Origin of the sequence: Bradyrhizobium sp. CCGB12 (assembly GCF_024199845.1) — a bacterium.
Classification (GTDB): Bacteria; Pseudomonadota; Alphaproteobacteria; order Rhizobiales; family Xanthobacteraceae; genus Bradyrhizobium.
Window position 1 is genome coordinate 4,452,403 of the sequence record NZ_JANADO010000001.1, and the last position, 22,248, is coordinate 4,474,650.

22 protein-coding genes are annotated in these 22,248 nt (G+C 64.1%); 6 read left to right on the forward strand and 16 right to left on the reverse strand.

Annotated elements, in window-relative coordinates:
* Positions 1-19: 19 nt before the first annotated feature.
* Positions 20-550, reverse strand: a complete 531-nt coding sequence (locus tag NLM27_RS20845; protein WP_254145096.1) for a class I SAM-dependent methyltransferase — start codon at positions 548-550, stop codon at positions 20-22.
* A 662-nt stretch (positions 551-1,212) separates the two neighbouring features.
* Here NLM27_RS20845 and NLM27_RS44000 point away from each other — a divergent pair.
* Complete coding sequence (locus NLM27_RS44000) at positions 1,213-1,473, forward strand: Spy/CpxP family protein refolding chaperone (protein WP_375142258.1); 261 nt, start codon at positions 1,213-1,215, stop codon at positions 1,471-1,473.
* 18 nt (positions 1,474-1,491) lie between these two features.
* On the opposite strand, the gene NLM27_RS20850 is transcribed toward NLM27_RS44000, so the two are convergent.
* The 9 genes from NLM27_RS20850 to NLM27_RS20890 all read right to left on the reverse strand — a co-directional run bounded on the left by NLM27_RS20850 (position 1,492) and on the right by NLM27_RS20890 (position 10,979).
* Positions 1,492-2,355 (reverse strand): sugar phosphate isomerase/epimerase, encoded by an 864-nt coding sequence (locus NLM27_RS20850; protein WP_254145097.1) that lies wholly within the window; start codon positions 2,353-2,355, stop codon positions 1,492-1,494.
* A complete protein-coding gene (locus NLM27_RS20855) occupies positions 2,355-3,545 on the reverse strand; it encodes a dihydrodipicolinate synthase family protein (protein ID WP_254145098.1) in 1,191 nt (396 codons plus the stop codon). The genes NLM27_RS20850 and NLM27_RS20855 overlap by 1 nt, the downstream gene beginning before the upstream one ends.
* A gap of 137 nt (positions 3,546-3,682) precedes the next feature.
* A complete protein-coding gene (locus NLM27_RS20860) occupies positions 3,683-4,834 on the reverse strand; it encodes a Gfo/Idh/MocA family protein (protein ID WP_254145099.1) in 1,152 nt (383 codons plus the stop codon).
* Complete coding sequence (locus NLM27_RS20865; RefSeq protein WP_254145100.1) at positions 4,831-6,228, reverse strand: hypothetical protein; 1,398 nt, start codon at positions 6,226-6,228, stop codon at positions 4,831-4,833. Before NLM27_RS20865 ends, NLM27_RS20860 begins: the two co-directional genes overlap by 4 nt.
* Positions 6,229-6,232: 4 nt before the next feature.
* On the reverse strand, positions 6,233-7,063 hold the full coding sequence (locus NLM27_RS20870; protein ID WP_254148881.1) for an ABC transporter ATP-binding protein: 831 nt from the start codon (positions 7,061-7,063) through the stop codon (positions 6,233-6,235).
* A 14-nt stretch (positions 7,064-7,077) separates the two neighbouring features.
* Positions 7,078-8,070 (reverse strand): ABC transporter substrate-binding protein, encoded by a 993-nt coding sequence (locus NLM27_RS20875; protein WP_254145101.1) that lies wholly within the window; start codon positions 8,068-8,070, stop codon positions 7,078-7,080.
* Between the two features lie 72 nt (positions 8,071-8,142).
* Positions 8,143-8,952: an ABC transporter permease gene (locus NLM27_RS20880; protein WP_254145102.1), complete on the reverse strand. Its 810-nt coding sequence runs from the start codon at positions 8,950-8,952 to the stop codon at positions 8,143-8,145.
* A 295-nt stretch (positions 8,953-9,247) separates the two neighbouring features.
* Positions 9,248-9,907 carry a TetR/AcrR family transcriptional regulator gene (locus NLM27_RS20885; RefSeq protein WP_254148882.1) on the reverse strand — a complete coding sequence of 220 codons (660 nt, stop codon included), beginning with the start codon at positions 9,905-9,907 and terminating at the stop codon, positions 9,248-9,250.
* A gap of 223 nt (positions 9,908-10,130) precedes the next feature.
* Complete coding sequence (locus NLM27_RS20890) at positions 10,131-10,979, reverse strand: VOC family protein (protein ID WP_254145103.1); 849 nt, start codon at positions 10,977-10,979, stop codon at positions 10,131-10,133.
* Positions 10,980-11,199: 220 nt separating this feature from the next.
* Here NLM27_RS20890 and NLM27_RS20895 point away from each other — a divergent pair, with 220 nt between their 5' ends.
* On the forward strand, positions 11,200-12,093 hold the full coding sequence (locus NLM27_RS20895; protein ID WP_254145104.1) for a sugar kinase: 894 nt from the start codon (positions 11,200-11,202) through the stop codon (positions 12,091-12,093).
* 17 nt (positions 12,094-12,110) lie between these two features.
* Complete coding sequence (gene rbsK / locus NLM27_RS20900) at positions 12,111-13,019, forward strand: ribokinase (protein ID WP_254145105.1); 909 nt, start codon at positions 12,111-12,113, stop codon at positions 13,017-13,019.
* Positions 13,020-13,184: 165 nt separating this feature from the next.
* Here rbsK and NLM27_RS20905 read toward each other — a convergent pair whose 3' ends face one another.
* Entirely contained in the window at positions 13,185-14,405 is a 1,221-nt protein-coding gene (locus tag NLM27_RS20905) for an NAD(P)/FAD-dependent oxidoreductase (protein ID WP_254145106.1), read from the reverse strand.
* 224 nt (positions 14,406-14,629) lie between these two features.
* On the opposite strand from NLM27_RS20905, the gene NLM27_RS20910 reads away from it, so the two are divergent.
* Together NLM27_RS20910 and NLM27_RS20915 are read left to right on the forward strand one after the other, a co-directional pair.
* Positions 14,630-15,424 carry an enoyl-CoA hydratase/isomerase family protein gene (locus tag NLM27_RS20910; protein ID WP_254145107.1) on the forward strand — a complete coding sequence of 265 codons (795 nt, stop codon included), beginning with the start codon at positions 14,630-14,632 and terminating at the stop codon, positions 15,422-15,424.
* The gene (locus tag NLM27_RS20915) at positions 15,421-16,029 is read left to right on the forward strand and encodes a histidine phosphatase family protein (protein ID WP_254145108.1); all 609 of its coding nucleotides are present in this window, start codon (positions 15,421-15,423) and stop codon (positions 16,027-16,029) included. Before NLM27_RS20910 ends, NLM27_RS20915 begins: the two co-directional genes overlap by 4 nt.
* On the opposite strand, the gene NLM27_RS20920 is transcribed toward NLM27_RS20915, so the two are convergent.
* From NLM27_RS20920 to NLM27_RS20935, 4 genes are all read right to left on the reverse strand, one after another.
* Positions 15,989-17,329: a TRAP transporter large permease gene (locus NLM27_RS20920; RefSeq protein WP_254145109.1), complete on the reverse strand. Its 1,341-nt coding sequence runs from the start codon at positions 17,327-17,329 to the stop codon at positions 15,989-15,991. The two genes, NLM27_RS20915 and NLM27_RS20920, sit on opposite strands and share 41 nt — an antisense overlap.
* Complete coding sequence (locus NLM27_RS20925; RefSeq protein WP_254145110.1) at positions 17,326-17,904, reverse strand: TRAP transporter small permease; 579 nt, start codon at positions 17,902-17,904, stop codon at positions 17,326-17,328. The genes NLM27_RS20920 and NLM27_RS20925 overlap by 4 nt, the downstream gene beginning before the upstream one ends.
* A 155-nt stretch (positions 17,905-18,059) precedes the next feature.
* Positions 18,060-19,055 carry a TRAP transporter substrate-binding protein gene (locus tag NLM27_RS20930; RefSeq protein WP_254145111.1) on the reverse strand — a complete coding sequence of 332 codons (996 nt, stop codon included), beginning with the start codon at positions 19,053-19,055 and terminating at the stop codon, positions 18,060-18,062.
* Between the two features lie 59 nt (positions 19,056-19,114).
* Positions 19,115-20,833 carry an IlvD/Edd family dehydratase gene (locus tag NLM27_RS20935; RefSeq protein ID WP_254148883.1) on the reverse strand — a complete coding sequence of 573 codons (1,719 nt, stop codon included), beginning with the start codon at positions 20,831-20,833 and terminating at the stop codon, positions 19,115-19,117.
* Between the two features lie 176 nt (positions 20,834-21,009).
* On the opposite strand from NLM27_RS20935, the gene NLM27_RS20940 reads away from it, so the two are divergent.
* Positions 21,010-21,696, forward strand: coding sequence for a GntR family transcriptional regulator (locus tag NLM27_RS20940; RefSeq protein WP_254145112.1), 687 nt, complete (start codon positions 21,010-21,012; stop codon positions 21,694-21,696).
* Between the two features lie 17 nt (positions 21,697-21,713).
* Here the strand turns inward: NLM27_RS20940 and NLM27_RS20945 are convergent, their stop codons facing one another.
* A complete protein-coding gene (locus tag NLM27_RS20945; protein WP_254145113.1) occupies positions 21,714-22,172 on the reverse strand; it encodes a MaoC/PaaZ C-terminal domain-containing protein in 459 nt (152 codons plus the stop codon).
* Between the last annotated feature and the right edge of the window lie 76 nt (positions 22,173-22,248).

Here is a 22,248-nt window from a genome sequence, read left to right on the forward strand (position 1 = left end):
TTGCATCGCTCGTCTCCGGTCAAACGTTCGGCGATCGGCGTACGTCTCGACGGGGTCGGTGGCGGGAAACAGGCATTCCAGCGTCGTGCAAGCCACCGACCAGTCGGTCATAGCAATCGGGAGCCGATTCGAGCCGATTCGAATCCGCCTTTTTGGCGGGCTCGCTGGAGACGACCATGATGACTCCGTCCGGACGAGCGCAGGCGCACAGCCGCAAGAAGGCGGCGTGTTCGCTTTGAAGCAAGAGAGTCAGCCGAACAATGACGATGTCGAATCGTTCCCGGGCAACGAAGGTGTTGGGATCGGCAGTGGCAAACCGTGTCCAATAGCACAGACCGGCAACCGTCGCGCGCCTCTCCGCGGCCTCGATGAAGTCCGCCGATTTGTCGATTCCGACCACAAGGCCAGTGGGGCCAACCAACCCGGCGATCAAGAGAGATGTGTCGCCAACGCCGCACTCTAGATCGAGGATACGCTTGCCGGGTCCAACGCCGCAACGACTCAGGGCATCCTCACCCAGGTCAGGCACGGGTATGACCTTCAGTCGCAATCGTGTCGCTTCACTGCCGACGTCATGCGACCCGCGGCAAAGCCCCCGTGTGCTTCTTCGCATTCCCATTTCAGCCTCCATTGCTTCGTTTCGAGAAGACTGCGACACCGCTCTCGCGTCGCTTGAGCCGAGCATTGGCCACCACCGCGCAACCGGAGCCGACCATGTCGGCGGCGAGCATCGACACATCGCCGCTACCGCAGCCGACATCTCACACGCGCATATCGCGCGCGAGGCCCGCGTCGCTACACAAGCGCCGTGTGATCGGTGTAAGTACTGCCGTTTGGCGCATAAAGCGGTGAACTTCTGATTCGGAATGACCGAACATGTAGGGAATCTCTGATGCCATCTCGTTTGTACGCCTGCTGCGGAGCCCAGCCTGGTTCTCGACTTGGTCCTTCTCCCAGCTCGAGGCCGGCGAACAAGCGACCGGATCAATCGACGTCGGTCGGTTGTCCGCTTGCCAAGGACCTCGGCTGCCAAGATAGGAATCTAGGCGGCTGAACCGCAGATGTCGTTAGGCGATCGCGCCCAATCGTCCGCACTAGCGCGCACCACCTGGCGCGCCCCGCGCGGGTCGACATGCGATCACTACATATCTGGATCATGCGCGCATCTGATCGAACGCCGCGCGTTGATGAGGACAGGTCAGTCTCTCAGTGATGTCGTCTCGTCAAACCGCGCCTTTTTCCGCTCCCCACGAAAGGCGGACGTCAACGTCCAAGTTGGGTCTTTCGCGACGGGTCGGGCCAGCAGTAAGTCCGAGCAATGTCCGTTCTGCCGCTGAAAGCGAAAGTCAATTCAGAGGGGCCATCCTGACGGCCGCCAAGCTGGTCGAACCCGCCCTGAACGAGTTCTATGCCACCTTGAGCAGCGAGCAGAAGGCGCGCTTCAACACGCTGCAACAGGTCGCAAGCCCGTGACGGCAGCGCGCGTGGGAGCTACACCACCGTCTTGTGCCGCGCGATGCAGGTGCGCAGCACCTCGTCCATCGGCTTGCCCCACCAGTCGTTGGAGAAGATTTCGATCTCCGAATAGCCGGCAAAGCCCTGCGCTTCGACCGCGTGACGCACCGATTTGATGTCGATGACGCCGTCGCCCATCATGCCGCGGTCGTTGAGGATGTCCCTGGTCGGCACCAGCCAGTCGCAGACATGGAACGCGAGCAGCCGATCCTTGCCGGCGCGCGCGATCTGACCGATCAGCTCCGGGTCCCACCAGATGTGATAGACATCGAGCGCGACGCCGAGCATGCCGGTGCGGCCGGGATCCAGCCGGTCGCAGATATCGAGCGCCTGCCTTGTCGTGTTCACGCAGGCGCGGTCGGCCGCGTAGGCCGGATGCAAGGGCTCGATCGCCAGCGGCAGGTTTGCCTGTCTGGCGTAGTCCAGCATCTCCGCAAGCGCCTCCTCGACCTGCCCGCGCGCTGCCCCGATATCTTTCGACGCCTCGCTGCCCGGCCGCGAATATTGCGGCAGGCCGCCGACGACGAGAACGATGCAGGGCGCGCCCAGCGCCTTGGCTTCATCGACGCAACGCCGGTTGTCGTCGCGCACCTCGCCCCGTCGCGACGCATCCGAGGTGAACATGCCGCCACGGCAATAGCCCGAGAGATCAAGACCGGCGTCGCGCACCGCGCGCGCGGCGCGGTCGAGACCCACGGCCGCGACCTGGTCGCGCCAGGGATCGATGGCGCGGATGCCATGCTTCGCACAGGCCTCGATGATCTCGACGAGGTCACCCTGCTTGCGGACGGTCGCCGTATTCAGCGACAGCCAGCGGTGGTCGGACGAGAAATCACGCATCAGGATTCAAGTCCATGCGAGGCCAGCACGGTCTTCATCCGTTGCGTCGCCAGCTCCGGGTTGGCAAGCAGGCCGGCTTGATCGGCCAGCCGGAACAGCTCGGCCAGATGCAGCATCGAGCGCGCGCTCTCCTGTCCCCCGACCATGGTGAAATGATCCTGGTGGCCGTTCAGATACGCCATGAACACCACGCCGGTCTTGTAGAAGCGCGTCGGCGCCTTGAAGATGTGCCGCGACAGCGGCACCGTCGGTCCCAGCACGTCGTGGAAGCCGGCTTCGTCGCCGGCCGCCAGCCGCGACAGCGCATAGGACGCCGCCGGCGCGATCGCGTCGAAGATGCCGAGCAGCGCGTGCGAAAAACCTTCGCTGTCGCCGGCGATCAGCTCCGCATAGTTGAAGTCGTCGCCGGTGTACATCTTGATGCGCTTGTCGAGACGCCGGCGCATGTCGATCTCGCGCTGCTTGTCCAGCAGCGAGACCTTGACGCCGTCGACCTTGGCGGCGTTGCCGTTGATGATGGCAACGGCCGTGTCCATCGCCTTGTCGAGATCCCCGGTGCCCCAATAGCCAGTCAATGCCGGGTCGAACATGTCGCCGAGCCAGTGGATGATGACGGGTTCACGGACCTGCGACAGCACGCGGTCATAGACCTTGGCGTAGTCGTCGGCGTTGCGGCCGAGCTTGGCCAGCGCGCGCGATGCCATCAGGATGATGCGGCCGCCGACCTTCTCAACCGCCGAGATCTGTTCCTCATAGGCGCGGATCACGTCATCGAGGCTCTTGGCATCCTCGACCGCGAGATGATCGGTGCCGGCACCGGAGAACACCAGCGCGTTGCGTCGCTTGGCGGCGCCGACCGAGCGCGTGATCAGCTCGAGCGAGGTCGGCCAGTCCAGGCCCATGCCGCGTTGCGCGGTGTCCATGGCTTCGGCAACGCCGAGGCCGAGGTCCCAGACATGCTCGCGGAAGGCGATGGTCTTGTCCCAGTCGACGGCGACCGACAGCCAGGGATCGCTGTCCGCGAAGGGATCGGCGACCGTGTGCACGGCCGAGAACGCGATGCGGTTCAGCGGCCCCTCGAGCTTTGCGGGAAACGTGCGCGAGGCCGCGAGCCGGTAGGTCTCGATCGACCGATCGGCTTTCGGCAGTTTGAGCGACAATGATGACATCGGCTGGACGGGCTTGTTCATGATTTCAGACCTTTCCCCGTCATTGCGAGGAGCGAAGCGACGAAGCAATCCAGACTACGTCCGCGGCGGGACCCTGGATTGCTTCGCTTCGCTCGCAATGACGGCTTGGTAGACATCGAGACTCTATCCAATCAACCTCACGCCTTGATCGGGGCGACGTCGATCCATCGCCGCTCCTTCCAGCTCTTCAGCGCGCATTCGGCGAGCTGCACGCCCTTGGCGCCTTCGAGCAGCGTGAACTTGTAGGGCGCATCTTCGTAGACGTGGCGGATGAACATCTCCCACTGCTCCCTAAAGCCGTTGTCGTAGGTAACGTTGTCGGGCAGCTTCTGCCAGTCGCCGTAGAAATCATGCAGCCGCTTCTCGTCGGGATTCCAGACCGGACGGGGCGTCGCCTGCCGCGCCTGAATCATGCAGTCGGTGAGGCCCGCGACCGCCGAGCCATGCGTGCCGTCGACCTGGAAGGTAACGAGATCGTCGCGATAGACGCGGGTGACCCAGGACATGTTGATGTGGGCGATGACGCCGCCTTCGAGCTGAAAGGTCGCGTAGGCGGAATCGTCCGCGGTCGCCTTATACGTCTTGCCCTGCTCGTCGAAACGCTCGGGAATGTCGGTGTTGCCGATGCAGACCACGCTCTGGACGTTGCCGAAGAGGTTGTCGAGCACGTAACGCCAGTGGCAGACCATGTCCAGGATGATGCCGCCGCCGTCCTCGTCGCGATAGTTCCAGGACGGGCGCTGCGCCTCCTGCCAGCCGCCTTCGAAGACCCAATAGCCGAACTCGCCGCGCACGGAGAGAATGCGGCCGAAGAAACCGGAGTCGCGCAGGAAGGCGATCTTCTTCAGGCCGGGCAGGAACAGCTTGTCTTGCACCGTGCCGTGCTTGACGCCCTTGGCATTGGCGAGCTTCACGACTTCGAGAGCCTCTTCAAAATTCGTCGCGATCGGCTTCTCACAATAGACGTGCTTGCCGGCGTTGATGGCCTGGGTCAGCAGACCGGGCCGCGCCTGCGTGGTCGCGGCGTCGAAGAACATGGTGTCGTTCTTGTCGGCGAGCGCCGCATCGAGGTCGGTGGTCCAGCGCGTGATGTTGTAGCGCTTGGCGAGCGCCTCGACCTTCTCGGCGCTGCGGCCGACCAGGATCGGATCGGGCATCACGCGATCGCCGTTGTTCAAGCGGACGCCGCCCTGTTCGCGGATCGCGACGATCGAGCGGATCAGATGCTGGTTGAGCCCCATGCGGCCGGTGACGCCGTTCATGATGAGGCCGAGGCGCTGCGTGGTCATGCCAGATACTCCTGAAGTGATGTTGGCTGTTCGAGCGGACGAAGCGCCGACCAGTCGGGATGGACCGACGTCGCAAAGCCCGCAACATTGAGCGACCCCGTCAGGAGACCGCCGTCGTGAATGGCGAGGCGGATGCCCTGCCCGGCGTCGGCATAGAGATCGGGGTGTGCGGCCGCGAAGGCCGCAGCATCAGCGGCAGGCGTCTCGCCGAAACCGTCGACATAGTGGTGGCCATTGCGCTCGGCGTGGGTGACACCGATGAAGGCGCCGAGCGCGAGGTCCTGCTGCACGGCAAGGCCAGCCTGGCAGGTGAGATCCTCGCCGGTCACGAAAAAGGTTTCCGCGCCGGTCGTCCATTTCGCCGCGCGGGTTGCATTAAGAATCGACTTGTAGAGACCCTTGCAGGATTTCGAGGAGATGCCGCGATAGCCGAGGGCCCGCGCTGCCGGAAACGCGTCGTAGGAATCGTCCGCTTCGTCGATGGTGAAGCCGTACGCGGCCAGAGAACCCAGCGGCGACTGCCGTGTGATGTCGCGCGGCATGGGCTGCTCGACATAGAGCAGTCGCGAAGCGATCGGGCGCAATGCGGGATCACGGTCGAACCGATCCATCAGCGCGCCCAGCGCCGCAAGATCGGCGTACTGCTCATTCGCATCGAGCGTCACCTTGTAGGCGCGCCCAAGCGTATCGAGTTCCTTGCCGATCCGCGCCAGCCGCGCCGCATCGGAGGCGGGATCGCCCGACAGCTTCAGCTTGAAGTAATTCGCATCTGCATTCTCGCGTGCGTCGGCGACGCCACCCTCACCTTCGACGGTATCGTCGAGGCCAACGGTATGCCTGATGGCAACACGCGGCAGTGGCTTGCGGCCGGCAAGAAACGTGGCGACGTCCGCGTCCTTCAGGTCAGGCGAAAGCCGCGCATCGATGCCGGCAATGTTACCGGCTATCCCGTCGAAGAAACTGGTGTCGGCTGCGCGCAAGAGCGCATCGAGGATCGCCTTGTCGATTTCCGCCGGGCCATAAGCCGCGGCGAGTGCCGGAATGTTCTTGTTCGCACAGGTCGCGACCTGCGCACCGATGCTCAAGGCGTGCAGATCGAACGCGGTGAGATATCCGGTCCGGGCCAGATAGAGACCACGCGCGATCTCCAACGAGCGTCGCAGACCGTCGACCGTCTGCGCCGGCGAAAGCTCCGGCCGCTTGTCGAACCATTTTGGCACCAGCAGCTCGGCGCTGGCACCGACCGCACTTCCCCGACCCTCGACCTCGATCTCGACCCGCACGAACAGCTGCGGCGTCGCATTGATCGTGATTGCGCCAAAGCGGAACGGCCGCGCGAACTGCACGGGACGTTCGAAGAAGGCGATATCTCGCAACTTCAGGCGCGGCGCCATGGCTTTAGTCCAGAGAACCTTGCGAAAAAAAGTGCTTGCGGATGCGCTGCACCAGTTCGGTGAAGACAGGGTCGGCCATCACGTCGAGCGAGCGCGGGCGCGGCAGCGGCACGTCGTAGATCGCGGCGATCGCACCGGGCCGCTCGGTCATGACAAGCACGCGGTCGGCGAGGAACACCGCCTCCGGAATCGAATGCGTGATCAGCAGCACCGTCTTCTTCGTCTCGCGCTGGATCCGCATCAATTCGACATTCATGCGTTCGCGCGTCAGCGCATCGAGCGCGCCGAACGGCTCGTCCATCAGCATGATCTTGGGATCGTGCACCAGCGCGCGGCAGATCGAGGCGCGTTGCTGCATGCCGCCGGAGAGCTGCCAGGGCAGCTTCTTCTCGAAACCTTCGAGACCGACGAGCTTCAACAGCGCCTTGGCGCGGTCGAGATATTGTTGTCGCGGCAGCCGCTTCATGTCGATCGGCAGCATCACGTTGTTGAGGATGTTGCGCCATGGCAGCAGCAACGCGTTCTGGAAGACGATGCCGACATTGCCGTGCGGCTTCGTCACCTTCTCGCCCTCGACCAGGACCTCGCCTGATGTCGGCGGCAGCAATCCCGAGATCAGCTTGAGCAGGGTGGACTTGCCGCAACCGCTTGGGCCGACGACGACGAAGAACTCGCCGTCGTTGATGTGGAAGTCGAGCGGCCGCAGCGACGGCACGTCGCCGTCGCGCGTCCGATAGGTCTTGGACACGCCTGACAGTTTTATGCCCGACGCATCGCCGGCAGCCCGGTCGCTCACCAGTCTCAGATGTGCGGCCGGCTGCGCGGTTTCGCTCATGATCGTCGCAGGTTTCACGAGCCACTCTTCGGCAAATAGTCGTTAGTGTAGAAGGCCTTCGGGTTCTCCTTGGCCTTGGCGTCGAGGCCGCCATATTCGACCATCAGATTGACCGAGTCCGTCATGTTCTGGTCGGTGACCTGGAACGGCCGCTTGCTCTTGGTCTCCGCGGTCCGGTAGAGCGGAATGGTCAGCTCAAAGCCCTGGGTCAGCGTATCGATCTTGCCGCCCTTGGGGTTGGCATCGAGGATCGCCTGCGCCGCCGCCTTCGGCTCCTTCTCGGCGGCTTCGACCGCCTTGGTGGTCGCCGACATGAAGCGGCGGACGAGATCGGCATTGGCCTTCACATAGTCGACGTTGGCGATGATGCCCGACGACACCATGTTGATGCCGTAGTCGGCGAACTTGATCGGGTAGACGTCCTTGCCGGTGGCGTCCTTGATCTTCATCGACTGGTCCATGACGTAGCCGAGCAAGAGGTCGGCCTGGCCATTGATGACGGCGTTGAGCTTGGTCTGGCCGTCGCCTGCAACGGTCTTGAAGTCACTCTCTTTCAGGCCGGTCTTCTTCAGGAACAGCGGCCAGATCTGGGTCATGGAGTCGGCCGGCGTGATCGCCACCGTCTTGCCCTTGATGTCCTCGGGCTTCCTGATGTTCTTGTCGACCAAGCCCATGGCGGACATCGGTGAGGTCTGGAGCAGCACGCCGGTGGCGACCACGGGCGCCCCCTTGATCGCGGCGCGCATCATGGTGGGGACGTCGACATAGCCGAAGTCCGCGGTCTTGGCGGCAACGGCCTGCGTGGTCGCTGCCGAGCCGCGGCCTTCCTGGATCTCGAGGTCGATGCCTTCGGCCGCGTAAATGCCCTTGGCCTTGCCGTAATAGAACGGCGCGTGCTCGCCATAAACGTACCAGTTCAGCATCAGCACGACCTTGTCGGCCGCCTGTGCCGGCATGGCCGCAAAGGTCATCAGCACCGCCGAGACAACCCCTATCCACCGCTTCATCGTCACTCTCCCTTGTCGTTGTTGCGTCGGCCGTTGGTGGCCGTTCGTTGCTTCGCTTCAGAGCCGAAATGCTCAAGAGGCGAAAATCACGTCCTCGCGCTGGCTGACATGCCAGGGAATGACCAGCTTCTCGATCCGGTCGACGACCCAGAACAGCACCACGCCGAGCAGCGCCAGGATCACCAGCGCCGCGAACATGGTCGGCAGGTCGAAGGTGCCGATCGAGCGCTGCATCACATAGCCGATGCCGGAATTGGAGCCGACGAACTCGCCGACGACGGCGCCGACCACAGCAAGCGTCACCGACACTTTCAGCCCTGAGAAGATCGCCGGCAGCGCATGCGGCAGGTTCACCGCACGGAATACCTGGAAGCGGCTGCCCTGCATGGCGCGGGCGAGATCGACCATGTCAGGATCGACCGACTTGAAGCCCTGCACCGCGGAGACCACCACGGGGAAGAAGCCGAGCAGGAACGCCGAAATCACCTTGGGGATGATGCCGAAGCCGAACCACACCACGAACAGCGGCGCGATCGCGATCTTCGGCACGGATTGCGAGAACACCAGCAGCGGGTAGACGTAGCTCTCCACCGTCTTCGAGCCCGCAATCAACATCGCGACGGGAATGCCGAACAGCGCCGACAGCAGGAAACCGCAGACGGTCGCATAGGTGGTCGGCCAGGACTGGCGCAGCAGTTCCGGCCATTCGGTGCGCAGCACGGCGACGACATCGAGCGGGGCCGGGATCTGGTAGGCGGGAATCTTGAACAGCCGGATCGCGAGATCCCAGGCGACGACGATGAAGACGAGGAACAAGAACGGCCGAATCCAGGCCGCATTCAGCATCTTGGACACCGCACTCTGCGGCTTCAACTCAGCCACGTCTCACTCCCGGCATTTCTTCTTCGTTCGGGAGAGAAATTAACCCGTTGGATAAATACTGTCCAGAGCTTTCCCTGTGACGTTTTGCGCCGGGTTCCGCATGTTCGGTGTCCCTTGAGGACCGAGGGCCGTACCAAATCACAGGTGTCGCCCCGGCCTAGTGCGCAATTGCGCACGGGGGGCCGGGACCCATCACCCCAGGGAGGAGTTTGGCGAAGACTGGTCGTTCGGGATTGGCATCACGCGGTATGGATCCCGGCCTCCGCCGGGACGACGAACACGAAGACAGCGCGCCTTACGCCGTCTGAACCACCGTCGCGCGCGACTTCGGCTCTTTCGCGATCTCGAACAGCGCCACGGACTGTCCCGTCAGCGCGGCGAGCACGAGGCCGATCATGTGCGCGAGCCGCTCATCCTTGGCCTTCTTGTCCAGCAAATCGCGGCCGAAGATCACGCTGAGCGTCGCCGAGTTCGAGAGGTAGAAGAAACAGAGGCCGGCGATGGAGATGTAGAGCTGCACCGGATCGACAGCGACCTGGAAGTCGCCGCTGTCGACACCACGGCGCACCACGGTGCGGATCATCTCGACGAAAGGCGAGTGCATCGACTTGACCTTGGTCGAGCGCTTCAGGTGCTTTGCCCGCGCGAGGTTCTCGGTCTGGAGCAGCGACAGGAATTCGGGATTGCGCAGGAAGTAATTCCAGGTGAACTCGATCAGGCGCCTGATGGCCTCGGGCGGATCGAGATGTTCGAGATCGAGCCCCCGCTCCTCGCTGCGGATTTTGTCATAGGCGCCTTCGAGCACCGCGAGGTAAAGCTCGTCCTTGTTGCCGACATGGTAGTACAGCATGCGCTTGTTGGCGCCGGCTTTCGCCGCGATGCGGTCGACGCGCGCGCCGGCGAGGCCATGGGCGGAGAACTCCTGCTTGGCGGCTTCGAGAATGCGCAGCCGCATCCCCTCGGGGTCGCGCTGCCATTTCAGAGTTCGCTTTGCCTTCGCTGTCGCCAAACCGGGTGCTCGCTGGGTGCTCGTCTAGATCGCATTTATCATGCGCGCGGCCCGCCGCATAGTTTCGTCATTGCGAGCGCAGCGAAGCAATCCAGACTGCCGCCGCGGTGACGGCCTGGATTGCTTCGTCGCAAGGGCTCCTCGCAATGACGAGCGGAGAGAACGGTGCCTAATCCACCGGCTTCGGCGAGCGCTCCAGCAGCACCGTCTGGATCCCGCAGGTGCCGTTTCGGACCGTCATGATCCGCGTGCCCGGCTTGCGGCCGTTGCGCACTTCGGTGACGTCGAGTCCGCCAGCGATCAGGCGGGCACGGGTGGCGTCGATGTCGGCGACGCGCCAGCTCAGGCCCCAGAGGCGGTCATGCGCGGCATCGCCGCCCGCCACCGGGCGACGCACCACCTCGACGATCAGGTCGCCGCAGCGGAAGAACATCAGCTGCCCCCAATCCTGGTGGGAGCGGTCGAGCGCCAGATCGAGCCCGAGCCGCGCGCCGTAGAGCGCGGCGGCGCACTCGGAATCCTCCGTCGTGATCACGACATGGTCGAGCGCGTCGATCGGCGCGATGTCGGTCGCGACCGACTTGGGACGCTCGTCGGCCAATTCGAGGAAGAACATGCGCACGCCGCGCGTGAGCTCGGTGGCGGCGCGCGTGCGCTTCCAGTGCAGCACGGCATCGGTGAGGGCATCGTTGCTTTCGACCTCGGCGATCGGATCCGGCCGCAAGGCCACCCGCTCCAGCCGGCGGTGCATCTTGCTCATGTCGGCGACACGAAAGCACAGGCTGGCGAGCACGCCTTCATGGTCGTCGAGCAGCGCGCGCATGCGATCGGCGGTGACGCTGAAGCCGCTCGGCGCCATCAATTCGATCGTCATGTTGTCGAGGGTGAACAGCACCCGGTCGGCGCCCTCGCCGGAGTTCTGCCAGGCAGGCGCGCGCCCCAACAGCGTCTGATACGCCGCCTTCGCCGCACCGATATCCCGGACCAGCGCGACGACGTGATCGAGGCCGGTGATCATCTTCCCCCCTTTTGATCGACCCTTTATTGATCTGGAACCATGGGCCGAAATACGGCATTTGCCCGGGCTTGGCATTGCCCTGTCATGGTCGTATTCCCTGACCATGCTGACCTCAAGCGCTTCGGGCGGCGGTTTTGCGAATAATTTCAGCGATCCCTCGGCGGAACCGGTGTTAGAATAAGCGCGCCGGCCGGGACCACACGCGCATCACGGACAAGCAATGCAGGCTCTCTTCATCGGACAGACCTATATCGACGTCGTCTTCATCACCGACCACATGCCGACCGGCGACGAGAAGCACGTGGCCTCGGACTACGCAGTCTCCTTCGGCGGCAACGCGGTGACGGCGGCGTTCTGCTGCGCCAAGCTCGGCATCGTGCCCGATCTCATCGCCACCGCGGCCAATGACTGGCTGGGGCGCATGTTCCAGGATATGTGCGCGAAATACGCGATCTCGCTGCACGGGCGGAAGGTGAACCAGTCCTCACTCTCCTTCATCATGCCCAAGGACGGCAAGCGCGCCATCGTCCGTTGCCGCGACGACGAGCACATTCACCCCTTCCCGATGCTCAATCTCGGCGGCTGCCGCGCACTGCATGTCGACGGCCACCAGCCGGATGCCGCGATCCACTATGCCAAGGTGTGCCGCGAAGCCGGCATCCTGACCTCGCTCGACGGCGGCGGCCTTCGCACCAACACCCATGAGCTCTTGGAATTCATCGACGTCGCGATCGTCGCCGAGCGCCTGTGCGAGCAGATGGATCTGACGCCGGAGAAGATGCTGGACTATCTCAAGGGCCGCGGCTGCAAGATCGGCGGTATCACCATGGGCGAGAAGGGCCTGCTCTGGTACGACGAGACGGGGACGGTCCAGGTGATGCCGGCGATGCCGATCCCGCGCGAGCGGGTGATCGACACCAACGGTGCCGGCGACGTCTTCCACGGCGCCTATGTCTATTCCTACCTCGCCCATCCCGGCAAAAGCTGGCGCGAGCATTTTGATTTTGCCCGCGCCGCCTCGACCTACAAGATCCAGCGTCTCGGCAACGAGGCCGGCTTGCCGACGCTTGTGGACATCGCAAAAGTCAGGCACGAGTTCGAGGTCAGGGTCTAGCATTCACCGAGGTCATCATGGGGCGCGTCTTCGTCGCCGGCAGCATCAACATGGATGTGGTGGCGACTGCCGATCGCCATCCCAAGGTCGGCGAGACCGTCGCGGGTAAGCAGGTGCTGTATTTTCCGGGCGGCAAGGGCGCGAACCAGGCGGTCGCGGCGGCGCGGCTCGGCGCCAAGACCACGCTGATCGGGCGGCTGGGCACGGATGCGTTCGGGACCGAGCTGAGGGCGTTTCTCGGCGAACAGGGCATCGATCTCGGCTACGTCAAGGAGACGGCGGAGGCCCACACCGGCACTGCGATCATCACGGTCGCCGAGGCCGACAACACCATCGTCGTCATACCCGGCAGCAACGCGCTTGTCAGCGCGGATGATGTCGGCGTCGTGCCGCTGCTGAAGGGTGACGTCGCGGTCAGCCAGTTCGAGATTCCGCTGCCGACGATCGCTGCATTCTTTCAGCACGCGCGTGCGGCTGGAGCGCCGACATTGCTCAACCCGGCGCCGGCACAAAAAATGTCCGGCGAGCTGCTCGCGCTCGTCGACATCCTCGTGCTGAACGAGACCGAGCTCGGCTTCCTCGCAGGCACCGAGCTCTCCGACGGAGACGAGGGCACGCGGATCATCGATGTCGCGCGACAACTTCAGGCGCGGGAGGATCAGACCATCTGCGTCACGCTCGGCAAGCGCGGCGTGCTCGCGCTGGCGGGACGCGAGGAGATTTCCGTACCCGGCCGCGTGGTGAAGGCGGTCGATACGACCGGCGCCGGCGACTGTTTTGTGGGCGCGCTCGCCGCGCGCCTCGCCGATGGCGCGGCTTTGCGCACCGCCCTCGCCTTCGCCAACGCCGCCGCCTCGATCAGCGTTCAGCGCATGGGCGCGGGGCCGTCGATGCCGACGGCGAAGGAAGTGGCGGCGGTCTTGTAAGACGGAGCTCTCTCTTCACCTCGCCCGCTTGCGGGGAGAGGTCGGATTGCATCGCAGATGCAATCCGGGTGAGGGGGAGCCTCCGCGAGTCCGACTGTCACCGTCCCCGCGGAGAGTCCCCCTCACCCCGACCCTCTCCCCGCAAGCGGGGAGAGGGAGAAAAACTCAGGCCAGCGCGCTCTTCAGGTCGAAGCTTTCATCCGCGGCCTGCTCCGGCGTGATCGAGCGGTTCATACCCTGCAGCCTGCGCCCGAACATGTGGTCGCCGGCACGGTTGACCGACTCGATGCCCAGCAGCGCGTCGCCCCTGTAGCAGAACGCCGAGAACGCTTTCTTGGCGGGATCGCCGCGCAGCACGACGCGATCGTAGCCGGTGGTGAGGCCCGCCATCTGCAGCTTGTCGTCGCCCTGGTCGCTCCAGAACCAGGGATGGCCGTCGTAAGGCTTCCTGTCGCCGGTCAGCCGCGCCGCGAGGCAGCGGGCGTGATCGGTGGCGTTCTGCACCGATTCCAGCCGCAGCGAGCCGCCGAAGCGCGGGCTTGCGAACAGCGCGCAATCGCCGACCGCGGAGATATCGGGATCAGCCGTCGCAAGATATTCGTCCACGATGATGCCGGCAGCGACCGGCAGCCCCGCCTCCGCGGCGAGCTCGATGTTCGGCAGCACGCCGACGCCGACCACGACGAGGTCGGCGGGCAAATGCCGGCCGTCGCTGAGACTGACGCCGGTAACCTTGCCGCCCTCGGCTTCGATGGAGGTTGCCTGCACACCGAGATGGATGCGGATGCCGGCCTCGCGATGCCGAGCCTGAAAATACTCGGAGACCTCGGCCGTCACCGCGCGCGCCATCACGCGCGGGGCGAGCTCGAGCACGTCGACCTCCACGCCCTTGATCCGCGCGGTGGCGGCGAATTCGAGGCCAATGAAGCCGGCGCCGATGATCACCGCACGTTTCTTCGACGGCATGATTTGTCGCAGCGCCTCGCTGTCGTCGAGGATGCGCAGATATTTCACGTCCGCCAGATTGGCGTTGGGCAGATCGAGCAAGCGGTTTCGCGCGCCCGTGGCCAGCACGAGATGACCGTAGGGCAGCGTCTCGCCGGAGGCGAGGAGGACCTTGCGTGCGGTGCGGTCGATCGAGACGGCGCGACCGGCGATCAGCTCGATGTTCTGGTCGTGGTAAAATTTCTCTGGCCGGAACATCAGGCTCTCCGGCCCGGCCGAACCCTTGATGTAGGCCTTGGACAGCGGCGGCCGCTGATAGGGCAGATGCGCCTCGTCATTGATCAGACAGATGCGCTCGGAGAAGCCCGCCTGGCGCAGGGATGCCCCAACCTGGTAGCCGCCATGGCCGGCACCGACAATGATCACCGGACCATCCGTCATCGGAACAGCCCACTTCCGGAGACACGAGCGTGACCCATGTCGTCTCCTCTCTCGCTGATTTTGATTTGCTGGCCTTACGAGGAGCCGGCGCTCGTGTCCGTCCCTTGGCGAAGGCGGCTCCATTTGAGCCTATCGTTTGGCCCAGCGCAAGAGCGACCGGGGATTGTCTCCCCTCGCCTTCTGCGATTTAGTTGCAGCAACGACCTCTTGCCGGGGATTTCAAGATGCCAGCTCCCGTCTCCAAGCCCGACGATCCCGCCCTGCTGCGGATCGACGGCCCGATAGCGACCATAACACTCAACCGGCCCGCCGCCTTCAATTCGATCAACCTTGCGATCGCGCAGAGGCTCGAGCAACTCGCGGCCTATCTCGAGAGCGCAAACGACATCAAGGTCGTCGTCCTCGAAGGCGAAGGCCGGGCCTTTTCAGCCGGCGGCGATCTTCAGACGATCGGGGCCGCCGCCGAAGCGGGCACGGTGACGCCCGTGGTCGGCGAGCTCTTGAAACACTATCATGCCTTCATCGAGATCGTCAGGCGCATGCCAAAAATCTCGCTGTCGAGCGTGCACGGCTCGGCCGCCGGCGCCGGCATGGGGCTCGCCTTCGTGACCGATCTCTGCATCGCCGCGGAGGATGCCAAGTTCACGCCGGCCTATGCCAAGATCGGGGTGTCGCCGGACGGGGGCTCGACGGTCGGCATCGTCGGCACGGTCGGCTCCCGCCGCGCGCTGCAGATCTTCCTGTCCGAGGACAATTTTACCGCGCAGCGGGCCTACGAGTGGGGTCTGGTCGCCAAGGTCGTTCCCGCTGCTGATCTGAAGGCTGCCACGCGCCAACTCGCCGAGCGTCTGGCGCAAAATCCGCCGGCCGCAATCGCCGGCACCAAGTCGCTGGTCTACCAGGCCGCCACCACGCCGGTGAAGCAGCAGCTCGACGCCGAGGAGCACAAGATCATCATGGCGATGAACACGGACGAGTTCCGCACTGCGGTGAAGAAGTTCACGAGCAAGTCCAAGTGACGACGCCCGCGCGCACTTTCTACGGCCTGCGTCACGGCGCCACCGACTGGAATCGCAAGGGGCTGTTCCAGGGCCGGACGGATAACCCGCTGAACGAGGACGGCCTGCGGCAAGCGCACGAGGCCGCGAACATGTTGCGCGGTGTCGGCATCAGCCGCATCGTCGCAAGCCCCTTGGTGCGCGCGGCGCGAACCGCCGAGATCATCGCGGACGCGATCTCGGTCCCGCTTGCGATCGACGAAGGCATCATCGAGTTCGATTTCGGCAGCTTTGAAGGCCTCCCCGTCCGCGACCTCATGATCAAGCACGGCGTCACATCGGCGACGGGCCTCGTCTCGATCCTGCCGACCGACGGCGAAAACTGGGACGCCATGGCCGGACGGTCGCTGGCTTGCGTCTCCGCATGGCTCGACCGCCATCCTGACAGCAACTTCCTGTTCGTCTGCCACGACGCGGTGATGCAGGCCATGGCGAACGCGCTGTGCGGCAGCTATTTCAAGAACAGCCATGGCACGCCGTTCCGCTATTTGCACGAGGTCGGGCAATGGCGGATCGAGCAAGTCGCTACTGCGGACAGATATAACCCGTCCCCGCCGGCGACTTGAAGCAGCCGACCGACTCCGGGAGCACGTGCCGCGGCAGCCACAGCACCACGCTCGGAAAATAGATCGCGAATGCGATGGTCGCCAGGAATACCAGATAGATCGGCAGCGCCGCGCGCAGCGCCTTGGCAAAGCTGACGCCGACGAATTTCGAGGCCATCAGCAGCACGAGCCCGTAAGGTGGCGTGATCAGGCCAAAGGCGAGCGTGGCGATCAGCACCACGCCCATGTGCACGGCGTTGATGTCGCCGGCCTCCGTCAGCGCGTTGACCAGCGGCATGAAGATGATGATGGTCGGCACCGGCTCGATAAAGTCACCCACCACGGTGAACAGCAGCACCATCAAGAGCATGATCAGATGCGGATCGTTGCCGGCGATCGAGGTGATCCACTCGGCAATGAAGGTCGCGCCGCGCAAATACGCGAGCATCCAGCCGAAGGCGTTGGCGGCGCCGATCGTGATCAGCGGCAGCGAGAAGATCAGGCCGGCGAGACAGAAATCGTAGGGAATCTTCCTGATGTGCCCGCGATTGAGCGCGGGGATCACGACCAGGACGATCCAGACCACGGCGACCACGCCGGCCTCCGTCGGCGTGAACCAGCCGGTCAGGATGCCGCCGAGCAGGATCACCGGGATCATCAGCGGCAGCGCGGCATCGCCCGCGGCGAACACCACCTGCCGCAGTGGCGCGCGCGGCTTGCGCAGGCCCGAGGGGCCGAAGAAGTAGCAGTAGATCATGAGGCCGAAGCCGATCATCAGGCCGGGCACGACGCCCGCCATGAACAGGCCGGCGATCGAGACATTGCCGACCGCGCCGTAGACCACGGCCGTGATGCTCGGCGGCACCAGCGCCGCGATCGTCGAGGCAGACGCGATGATCGCGGCAATGAAGGCGGGCTCGTAGCCCTCGCGTTTCATCGGGCCGCCCAGCGCGCGGCTCATCACGGCGACGTCGGCGGTGGTCGAGCCCGACATCTCCGAGAAGAACATGCTGAAGACCACGACGACCTGCGATAGCCCGCCCCTGATATGCCCGACCAGCGATACCGAGAGATTGGCTATTCGCACCACAACATTGGCCGAGCTCATGAGCTCGCCGACCAGGAGGAAGAACGGGATCGCCAGCAGCGCCTCGGAATCGACGCCGTCGAAGATCTTCTGGATGATCGCGGCGAGCGAGACGTCCGACAGGAGCGCACCGATGAACACCCCTGCCATCAGCGAGAACGGCACCGGCACGCCGAGATAGCCGAAGGACAGGAAGCAGACCGTCATCAAGGCCAGGACGACGGGTGCGCTCACGGCTGCGCCCTCATCTGCACCTCGGTGACGCCAGGCCCGGCATCCTCGTCGGGCGGCTCGGGATGGTCAAAGCCGTTGCGCAGACCATTGACGAGCTGCTCGATGGTGAACAGGCCGATCAGCACGCCCGACAGCGGGATGATCGCATAGAGCGAGGCAATCGGTGTGCCCGACGGCAGGCGGAAGCTGCCGAAGCCGCGGAGATAGTTCTGGTAGCCGTACCAAATCAGGCAGAAGGCGACGCCGAGCACGATGAGACGGATGATCACCTCGACGATGAGCCGCGAGGTGCCGTGCATCGCCTCGGAGATCGCGGTGAGATAGAGGTGGTCATTGCGACGCGTTGCAGCCGCCGTGCCGATGAAGATCGCGTAGATGAACAGCGTCGAGGTCACCTCCTGGAGCCACAGCCAGGGATGGCCGACGGTGCGGGTGACGATGTCGGCGGTCACCGACAATGAGAAGCCGAAGCAGAGCAGTCCGCACAGGATCATCAGCGCGAGCTCGAGCCAGTCGAGCCAGCGCCATTTCAAGTGACGTTGGCGGTGAGCGAGCAGTTTGTCGGCAATGGCCATCGTTACCCCCGTCGTCCCGGCGAAAGCCGGGACCCATAATCCCAAAGCGGAGTTGTTGCGCGAGCTGGCGACTCCAAGTCCTCGCCAAACTCAATCCTGTGGTTATGGGTCCCGGCTTTCGCCGGGACGACTCGCGGAGAGAGCGGTACGCGCGGTCAGTTGATCGACCGGATCAAATCCTTGATCTTCTCGGCATGCGGGCCGAGATCTTTGGCGAGCTTGTCGAGATAGGGGTCGGCGATCGCCGTAAAGCTCTTCTTGTCGACGTCCTGGACGAGCTTGACGCCCATCTTCTTGAGCTTTTCCGCGGCGGCTCGTTCGAGCTCGAACGCCTTCGCCGGCTCCTTGGTGCTGACCTCGTTGGCCGCCGCCTGCACCCACCCCTTCTGCTCGGCGGACAGGCTCTGCCAGAGTTTGTCCGAGACGAACACCAGCGCATTGTTGGCCTCGTGCTCGGTGATGTTGAGGACCGGGGCGACCTCGTAGTGCTTGTTGACGAGGTAGACGTTGATGCTGTTCTCGGCGACATCGACCACACCGGTTTGCAGCGACGTGTAGACGCTGCCGAACGGCATGTGCACGGTCTGGGCGCCATAGGCCGGGAACATGGTGTCCTCGGTCGCGGTCGCCTGCACGCGGACCTTCAGGCTCTTGACGTCGCCGACGTTGTGGATCTCCTTCTTGGAGTACATGTGGCGCACGCCCTGCGAGCCGGTCGCAATCACATGCAGGCCCTGCGTGGTCTCGTCGATCATAGTCTTGAGCGCTTCGAACACGCGGGGATCGGCGAGCCCTTTGATCACATGGTTCTCGTCGCGGAAGAGGTAATGCAAGGACATCACGCCGGCCTGCGGGGAGATCGTCGCGGTGTTGGCGGAAGAGATGATCGAGAATTCGACGTCGCCGGCCTTCACGAGCTGGAGCACCTGCGGCTCCTGCCCGAGCTGCGCGCCCGGATACTGGTCGATGATCATGGTGCCCTTGCTCAATTCCTTGAGCTTGTCGGCAAAGATATCGCCCGCAATGGAATAGCCGGTGTTGCGCGGCTGGTCATAGGCGAAGCGATAATGCTTTACCTCCTGAGCCCCGGCCCCCGTGACGAACAGCACGGCGGCCATGGCCGCCAACCCACGCATGGATCGTGCAATCATCGTTTCCCCCTGTTTTATGGTTCGCCGCTTTTGCGGCTGAACCGTTTGCGGGTGGTCGCTCACCCCTTCTCAGTCTTTGGTCCAGTCCTCTGCATGAAATCGAAATCGCAGCCCTCGTCGGCCTGCATGATGGTCTCGTTGAACAGCCAGGCGTAGCCGCGCCGCACCTCTTCGGGCGCAACGGCCGGCTTCAGCGCGGCACGTCTGCGTTCCAGTTCGGCGGCATCGACCAGCAGCTCGATGCTGCGCTTGGCCACATCCAGGCGGATCATGTCGCCGTTCTTCACCAGCGCCAGCGGCCCGCCGACGGCGGATTCCGGCGTGATGTGCAGCACGATGGTGCCGAACGCGGTGCCGCTCATGCGCGCGTCCGAAATGCGCACCATGTCCTTGGTGCCGCCGCGCGCGAGCTTCTTCGGGATCGGCAGGTACCCGGCCTCGGGCATGCCCGGAGCACCCTTCGGGCCGGCATTGCGCAGCACCAGCACGTCATCGGCCGTCACGTCGATATCGGGATCGTCGACCCGCAAGGTCATATCCTCGACGGATTCGAACACGACGGCGCGCCCGGTGTGCTGCAACAGTTTCGGGCTCGCGGCCGATTGCTTGATCACCGCGCCACGCGGCGCGAGGTTGCCGTGCAGGATGGCGAGGCCGCCCTCTTTCTTGATCGGATTGTCGCGTGAACGGATCGCGTCCTGGCCGGGCACGTCCTCCGCATTCACCGCAATATCGCGCAGCGTCTGGCCGGTGATGGTCTTGGCGTCGAGATCGATGAGATCGCCAAGCTGCGCCAGCAATTTCGGCACGCCGCCGGCGTGGTGGAAATGCTCCATGTAATGTTCGCCGGACGGCTTGAGATCGATCAGCACCGGCACCTCGCGACCGATCTGGTCGAACACTTCGAGGTCGAGCCGATGCGGCGAGCGATGCGCCATCGCCGTCAGATGGATCAAGCCGTTGGTCGAGCCGCCGATCGCCTGAAGCACGACCTGCGCATTCTTGAAAGACGCCGGCGTCAGCACTTCGCTCGGCTTCGGACCCTTCGTCTTCGCCATCTCGGCGGCCACCTTGCCGCTCGCTTCCGCCAGACGGAAACGCTCGGCGTGTGGCGCCGGGATCGTCGCGCTCATCGGCAACGACAGTCCCATGGCTTCGATCATGCAAGCCATGGTCGAGGCCGTGCCCATCACCATGCAGGTACCGACCGACGGCGCCAAGCGGCCATTCACCGCCTCGATCTCGGCATCGTCCATGTCGCCGGCGCGATATTTTGCCCACAGCCGGCGGCAGTCGGTGCAGGCGCCCAGCACCTCGCCCTTGTGATGGCCGACCACCATGGGGCCGACCGGAATGACGACCGTCGGCAGATCGGCGCTGATCGCGGCCATCACCTGCGCCGGCAGGGTCTTGTCACAGCCGCCGATGACGATCACCGCGTCCATCGGCTGCGCGCGGATCATCTCCTCGGTGTCCATCGCCATCAGATTGCGCAGATACATAGAGGTTGGATGCGCAAAGCTCTCGGCGATCGAGATCGTCGGGAACACGAACGGCATCGCACCTGACAGCATCACGCCGCGCTTGGCGGCCTCGATGATGTCAGGGACGTTGCCGTGGCAGGGGTTGTAGTCGCTATAGGTGTTGGTGATGCCGACGATCGGGCGCTCCAGCGCGTCGTCGGAATAGCCCATGGCCTTGATGAACGCCTTGCGCAGAAACAGCGAGAAGCCGGCATCGCCATAGCTGGTCAGACCCTTGCGCAAGCCACTCGTCATCATGCCACTCCTTCCAAGTTGCCATTGTGGTACAGCCAGCCCCTCGATTGTCAATAAGATTGGTGCATATTGTCGCGGTTTCGGCCTTCACGGCGGGTGCAGGGCACAAATTATTGACAATCTGCACCTTCCCTGCTCCAGAGGACGGGCCGGCCCAAGGCCGGGAGGCTGAGGGCATGTCCGACATTCGCACCGCAGACAGCATGCCGGTCCGGCGCGACGATCCGGACGACGTGGTCGCGCGGCTGGAGGAGGACATCATCTTCGGCCGCCTCTCGCCGGGCGCGCGCCTCACCGAAGACGCGCTGATGTCGCGCTACGGCACCTCCAGGCATTTCGTGCGCCAGGCCCTGGTGGAAGCCGAGCAGCGCGGCATCGTCCGTCGTGAGAAGAACGTCGGCGCCACCGTGCGGTTCTATTCGGCCGAGGAAGTTCGGCAGATCTACGAGGTGCGGGAGATGCTGACGCGACAGGCCGCGCTGATGATCCCCCTGCCTGCACCGCAAGGCCTGATCGACGAACTCACGGCACTGCAAGGGCAGTATTGCGCGAAGGCCGACATGCAGGACCTGCGTGGCATTCACGAGGCCAACGATGCGTTCCACCTCGCGCTGTTCTCGGCCTGCGATAATCCGTATCTGGTGCGCTCGCTGCAGGACTACATGAACCTGACATTGCCGATGCGCGCTAAGAACCTCGCCGACCGCAACGGGCTGGCGCAGTCGCGGCGCCAGCACGAACTGATGATCGAGCTGTTGAAGGGCCGCGACAGCTGGGCGCTGGCGCAGCTCTGCGTCGACCACATGCAGTTCAGCAAGAAGGATTATCTGGCAAGGATCGCGGGCGAGGAGGCGCGGCGGTAGGGCTTCGCTTCGACGTCTCAGGAGCTCGCGACCGGCCGGCGCGCGACGAGGACTGTGCCGATGCACTGCAGCACGATTTCACGTTTTTGATTGCGGAGATGGATCTGGTTGCGGACGACACCCCTATCGGAATGCGACTTGGTTTCGCGCTTCTCTAGGATCGTCACCTCAAGACCGAGCTCGTCTCCCGGGCGCACCGGCGCGGGTAACCTGAGTTCATCAAAACCGAGCCCAGCCAGGACGCGAAACGAAAAGGGCTGTGTCTTGCTCAACAATGAAATGAGGATCGCGAAGGTGTGAGCACTTGATGCCGTCAGCCCCGCAAAGACCGAGCGCGCGGCAGCCTCCTCATCGACATGAAAGGGCTGCGGGTCGAACTTCCTGGCAAATTCGATGATTTCGTCCTTCGATACCTGATACGGGCCCGCCGTCCGCAATTTACCGACCTCAGCCTCGTCGAAATACAGGATGACCATCAACGCCTCCCAAGTGCCGGCTGGATGTGATGAAACCTTAGCCGTCCCGCCGCTCAAAGTCAGCGGATCGACGCTG

Coding starts and splice junctions, on each gene's coding strand:
- NLM27_RS44000 (WP_375142258.1), top strand. CDS start 1,213: ATGTCGTCTCGTCAAACCGCGCCTTTTTCCGCTCCCCACGAAAGGCGG.
- NLM27_RS20850 (WP_254145097.1), bottom strand. CDS start 2,355: ATGCGTGATTTCTCGTCCGACCACCGCTGGCTGTCGCTGAATACGGCG.
- NLM27_RS20855 (WP_254145098.1), bottom strand. CDS start 3,545: ATGAACAAGCCCGTCCAGCCGATGTCATCATTGTCGCTCAAACTGCCG.
- NLM27_RS20860 (WP_254145099.1), bottom strand. CDS start 4,834: ATGACCACGCAGCGCCTCGGCCTCATCATGAACGGCGTCACCGGCCGC.
- NLM27_RS20865 (WP_254145100.1), bottom strand. CDS start 6,228: ATGGCGCCGCGCCTGAAGTTGCGAGATATCGCCTTCTTCGAACGTCCC.
- NLM27_RS20870 (WP_254148881.1), bottom strand. CDS start 7,063: ATGAGCGAAACCGCGCAGCCGGCCGCACATCTGAGACTGGTGAGCGAC.
- NLM27_RS20875 (WP_254145101.1), bottom strand. CDS start 8,070: ATGAAGCGGTGGATAGGGGTTGTCTCGGCGGTGCTGATGACCTTTGCG.
- NLM27_RS20885 (WP_254148882.1), bottom strand. CDS start 9,907: ATGCGGCTGCGCATTCTCGAAGCCGCCAAGCAGGAGTTCTCCGCCCAT.
- NLM27_RS20890 (WP_254145103.1), bottom strand. CDS start 10,979: ATGATCACCGGCCTCGATCACGTCGTCGCGCTGGTCCGGGATATCGGT.
- NLM27_RS20895 (WP_254145104.1), top strand. CDS start 11,200: ATGCAGGCTCTCTTCATCGGACAGACCTATATCGACGTCGTCTTCATC.
- rbsK (WP_254145105.1), top strand. CDS start 12,111: ATGGGGCGCGTCTTCGTCGCCGGCAGCATCAACATGGATGTGGTGGCG.
- NLM27_RS20905 (WP_254145106.1), bottom strand. CDS start 14,405: ATGACGGATGGTCCGGTGATCATTGTCGGTGCCGGCCATGGCGGCTAC.
- NLM27_RS20910 (WP_254145107.1), top strand. CDS start 14,630: ATGCCAGCTCCCGTCTCCAAGCCCGACGATCCCGCCCTGCTGCGGATC.
- NLM27_RS20925 (WP_254145110.1), bottom strand. CDS start 17,904: ATGGCCATTGCCGACAAACTGCTCGCTCACCGCCAACGTCACTTGAAA.
- NLM27_RS20930 (WP_254145111.1), bottom strand. CDS start 19,055: ATGATTGCACGATCCATGCGTGGGTTGGCGGCCATGGCCGCCGTGCTG.
- NLM27_RS20935 (WP_254148883.1), bottom strand. CDS start 20,833: ATGACGAGTGGCTTGCGCAAGGGTCTGACCAGCTATGGCGATGCCGGC.
- NLM27_RS20940 (WP_254145112.1), top strand. CDS start 21,010: ATGTCCGACATTCGCACCGCAGACAGCATGCCGGTCCGGCGCGACGAT.
- NLM27_RS20945 (WP_254145113.1), bottom strand. CDS start 22,172: ATGGTCATCCTGTATTTCGACGAGGCTGAGGTCGGTAAATTGCGGACG.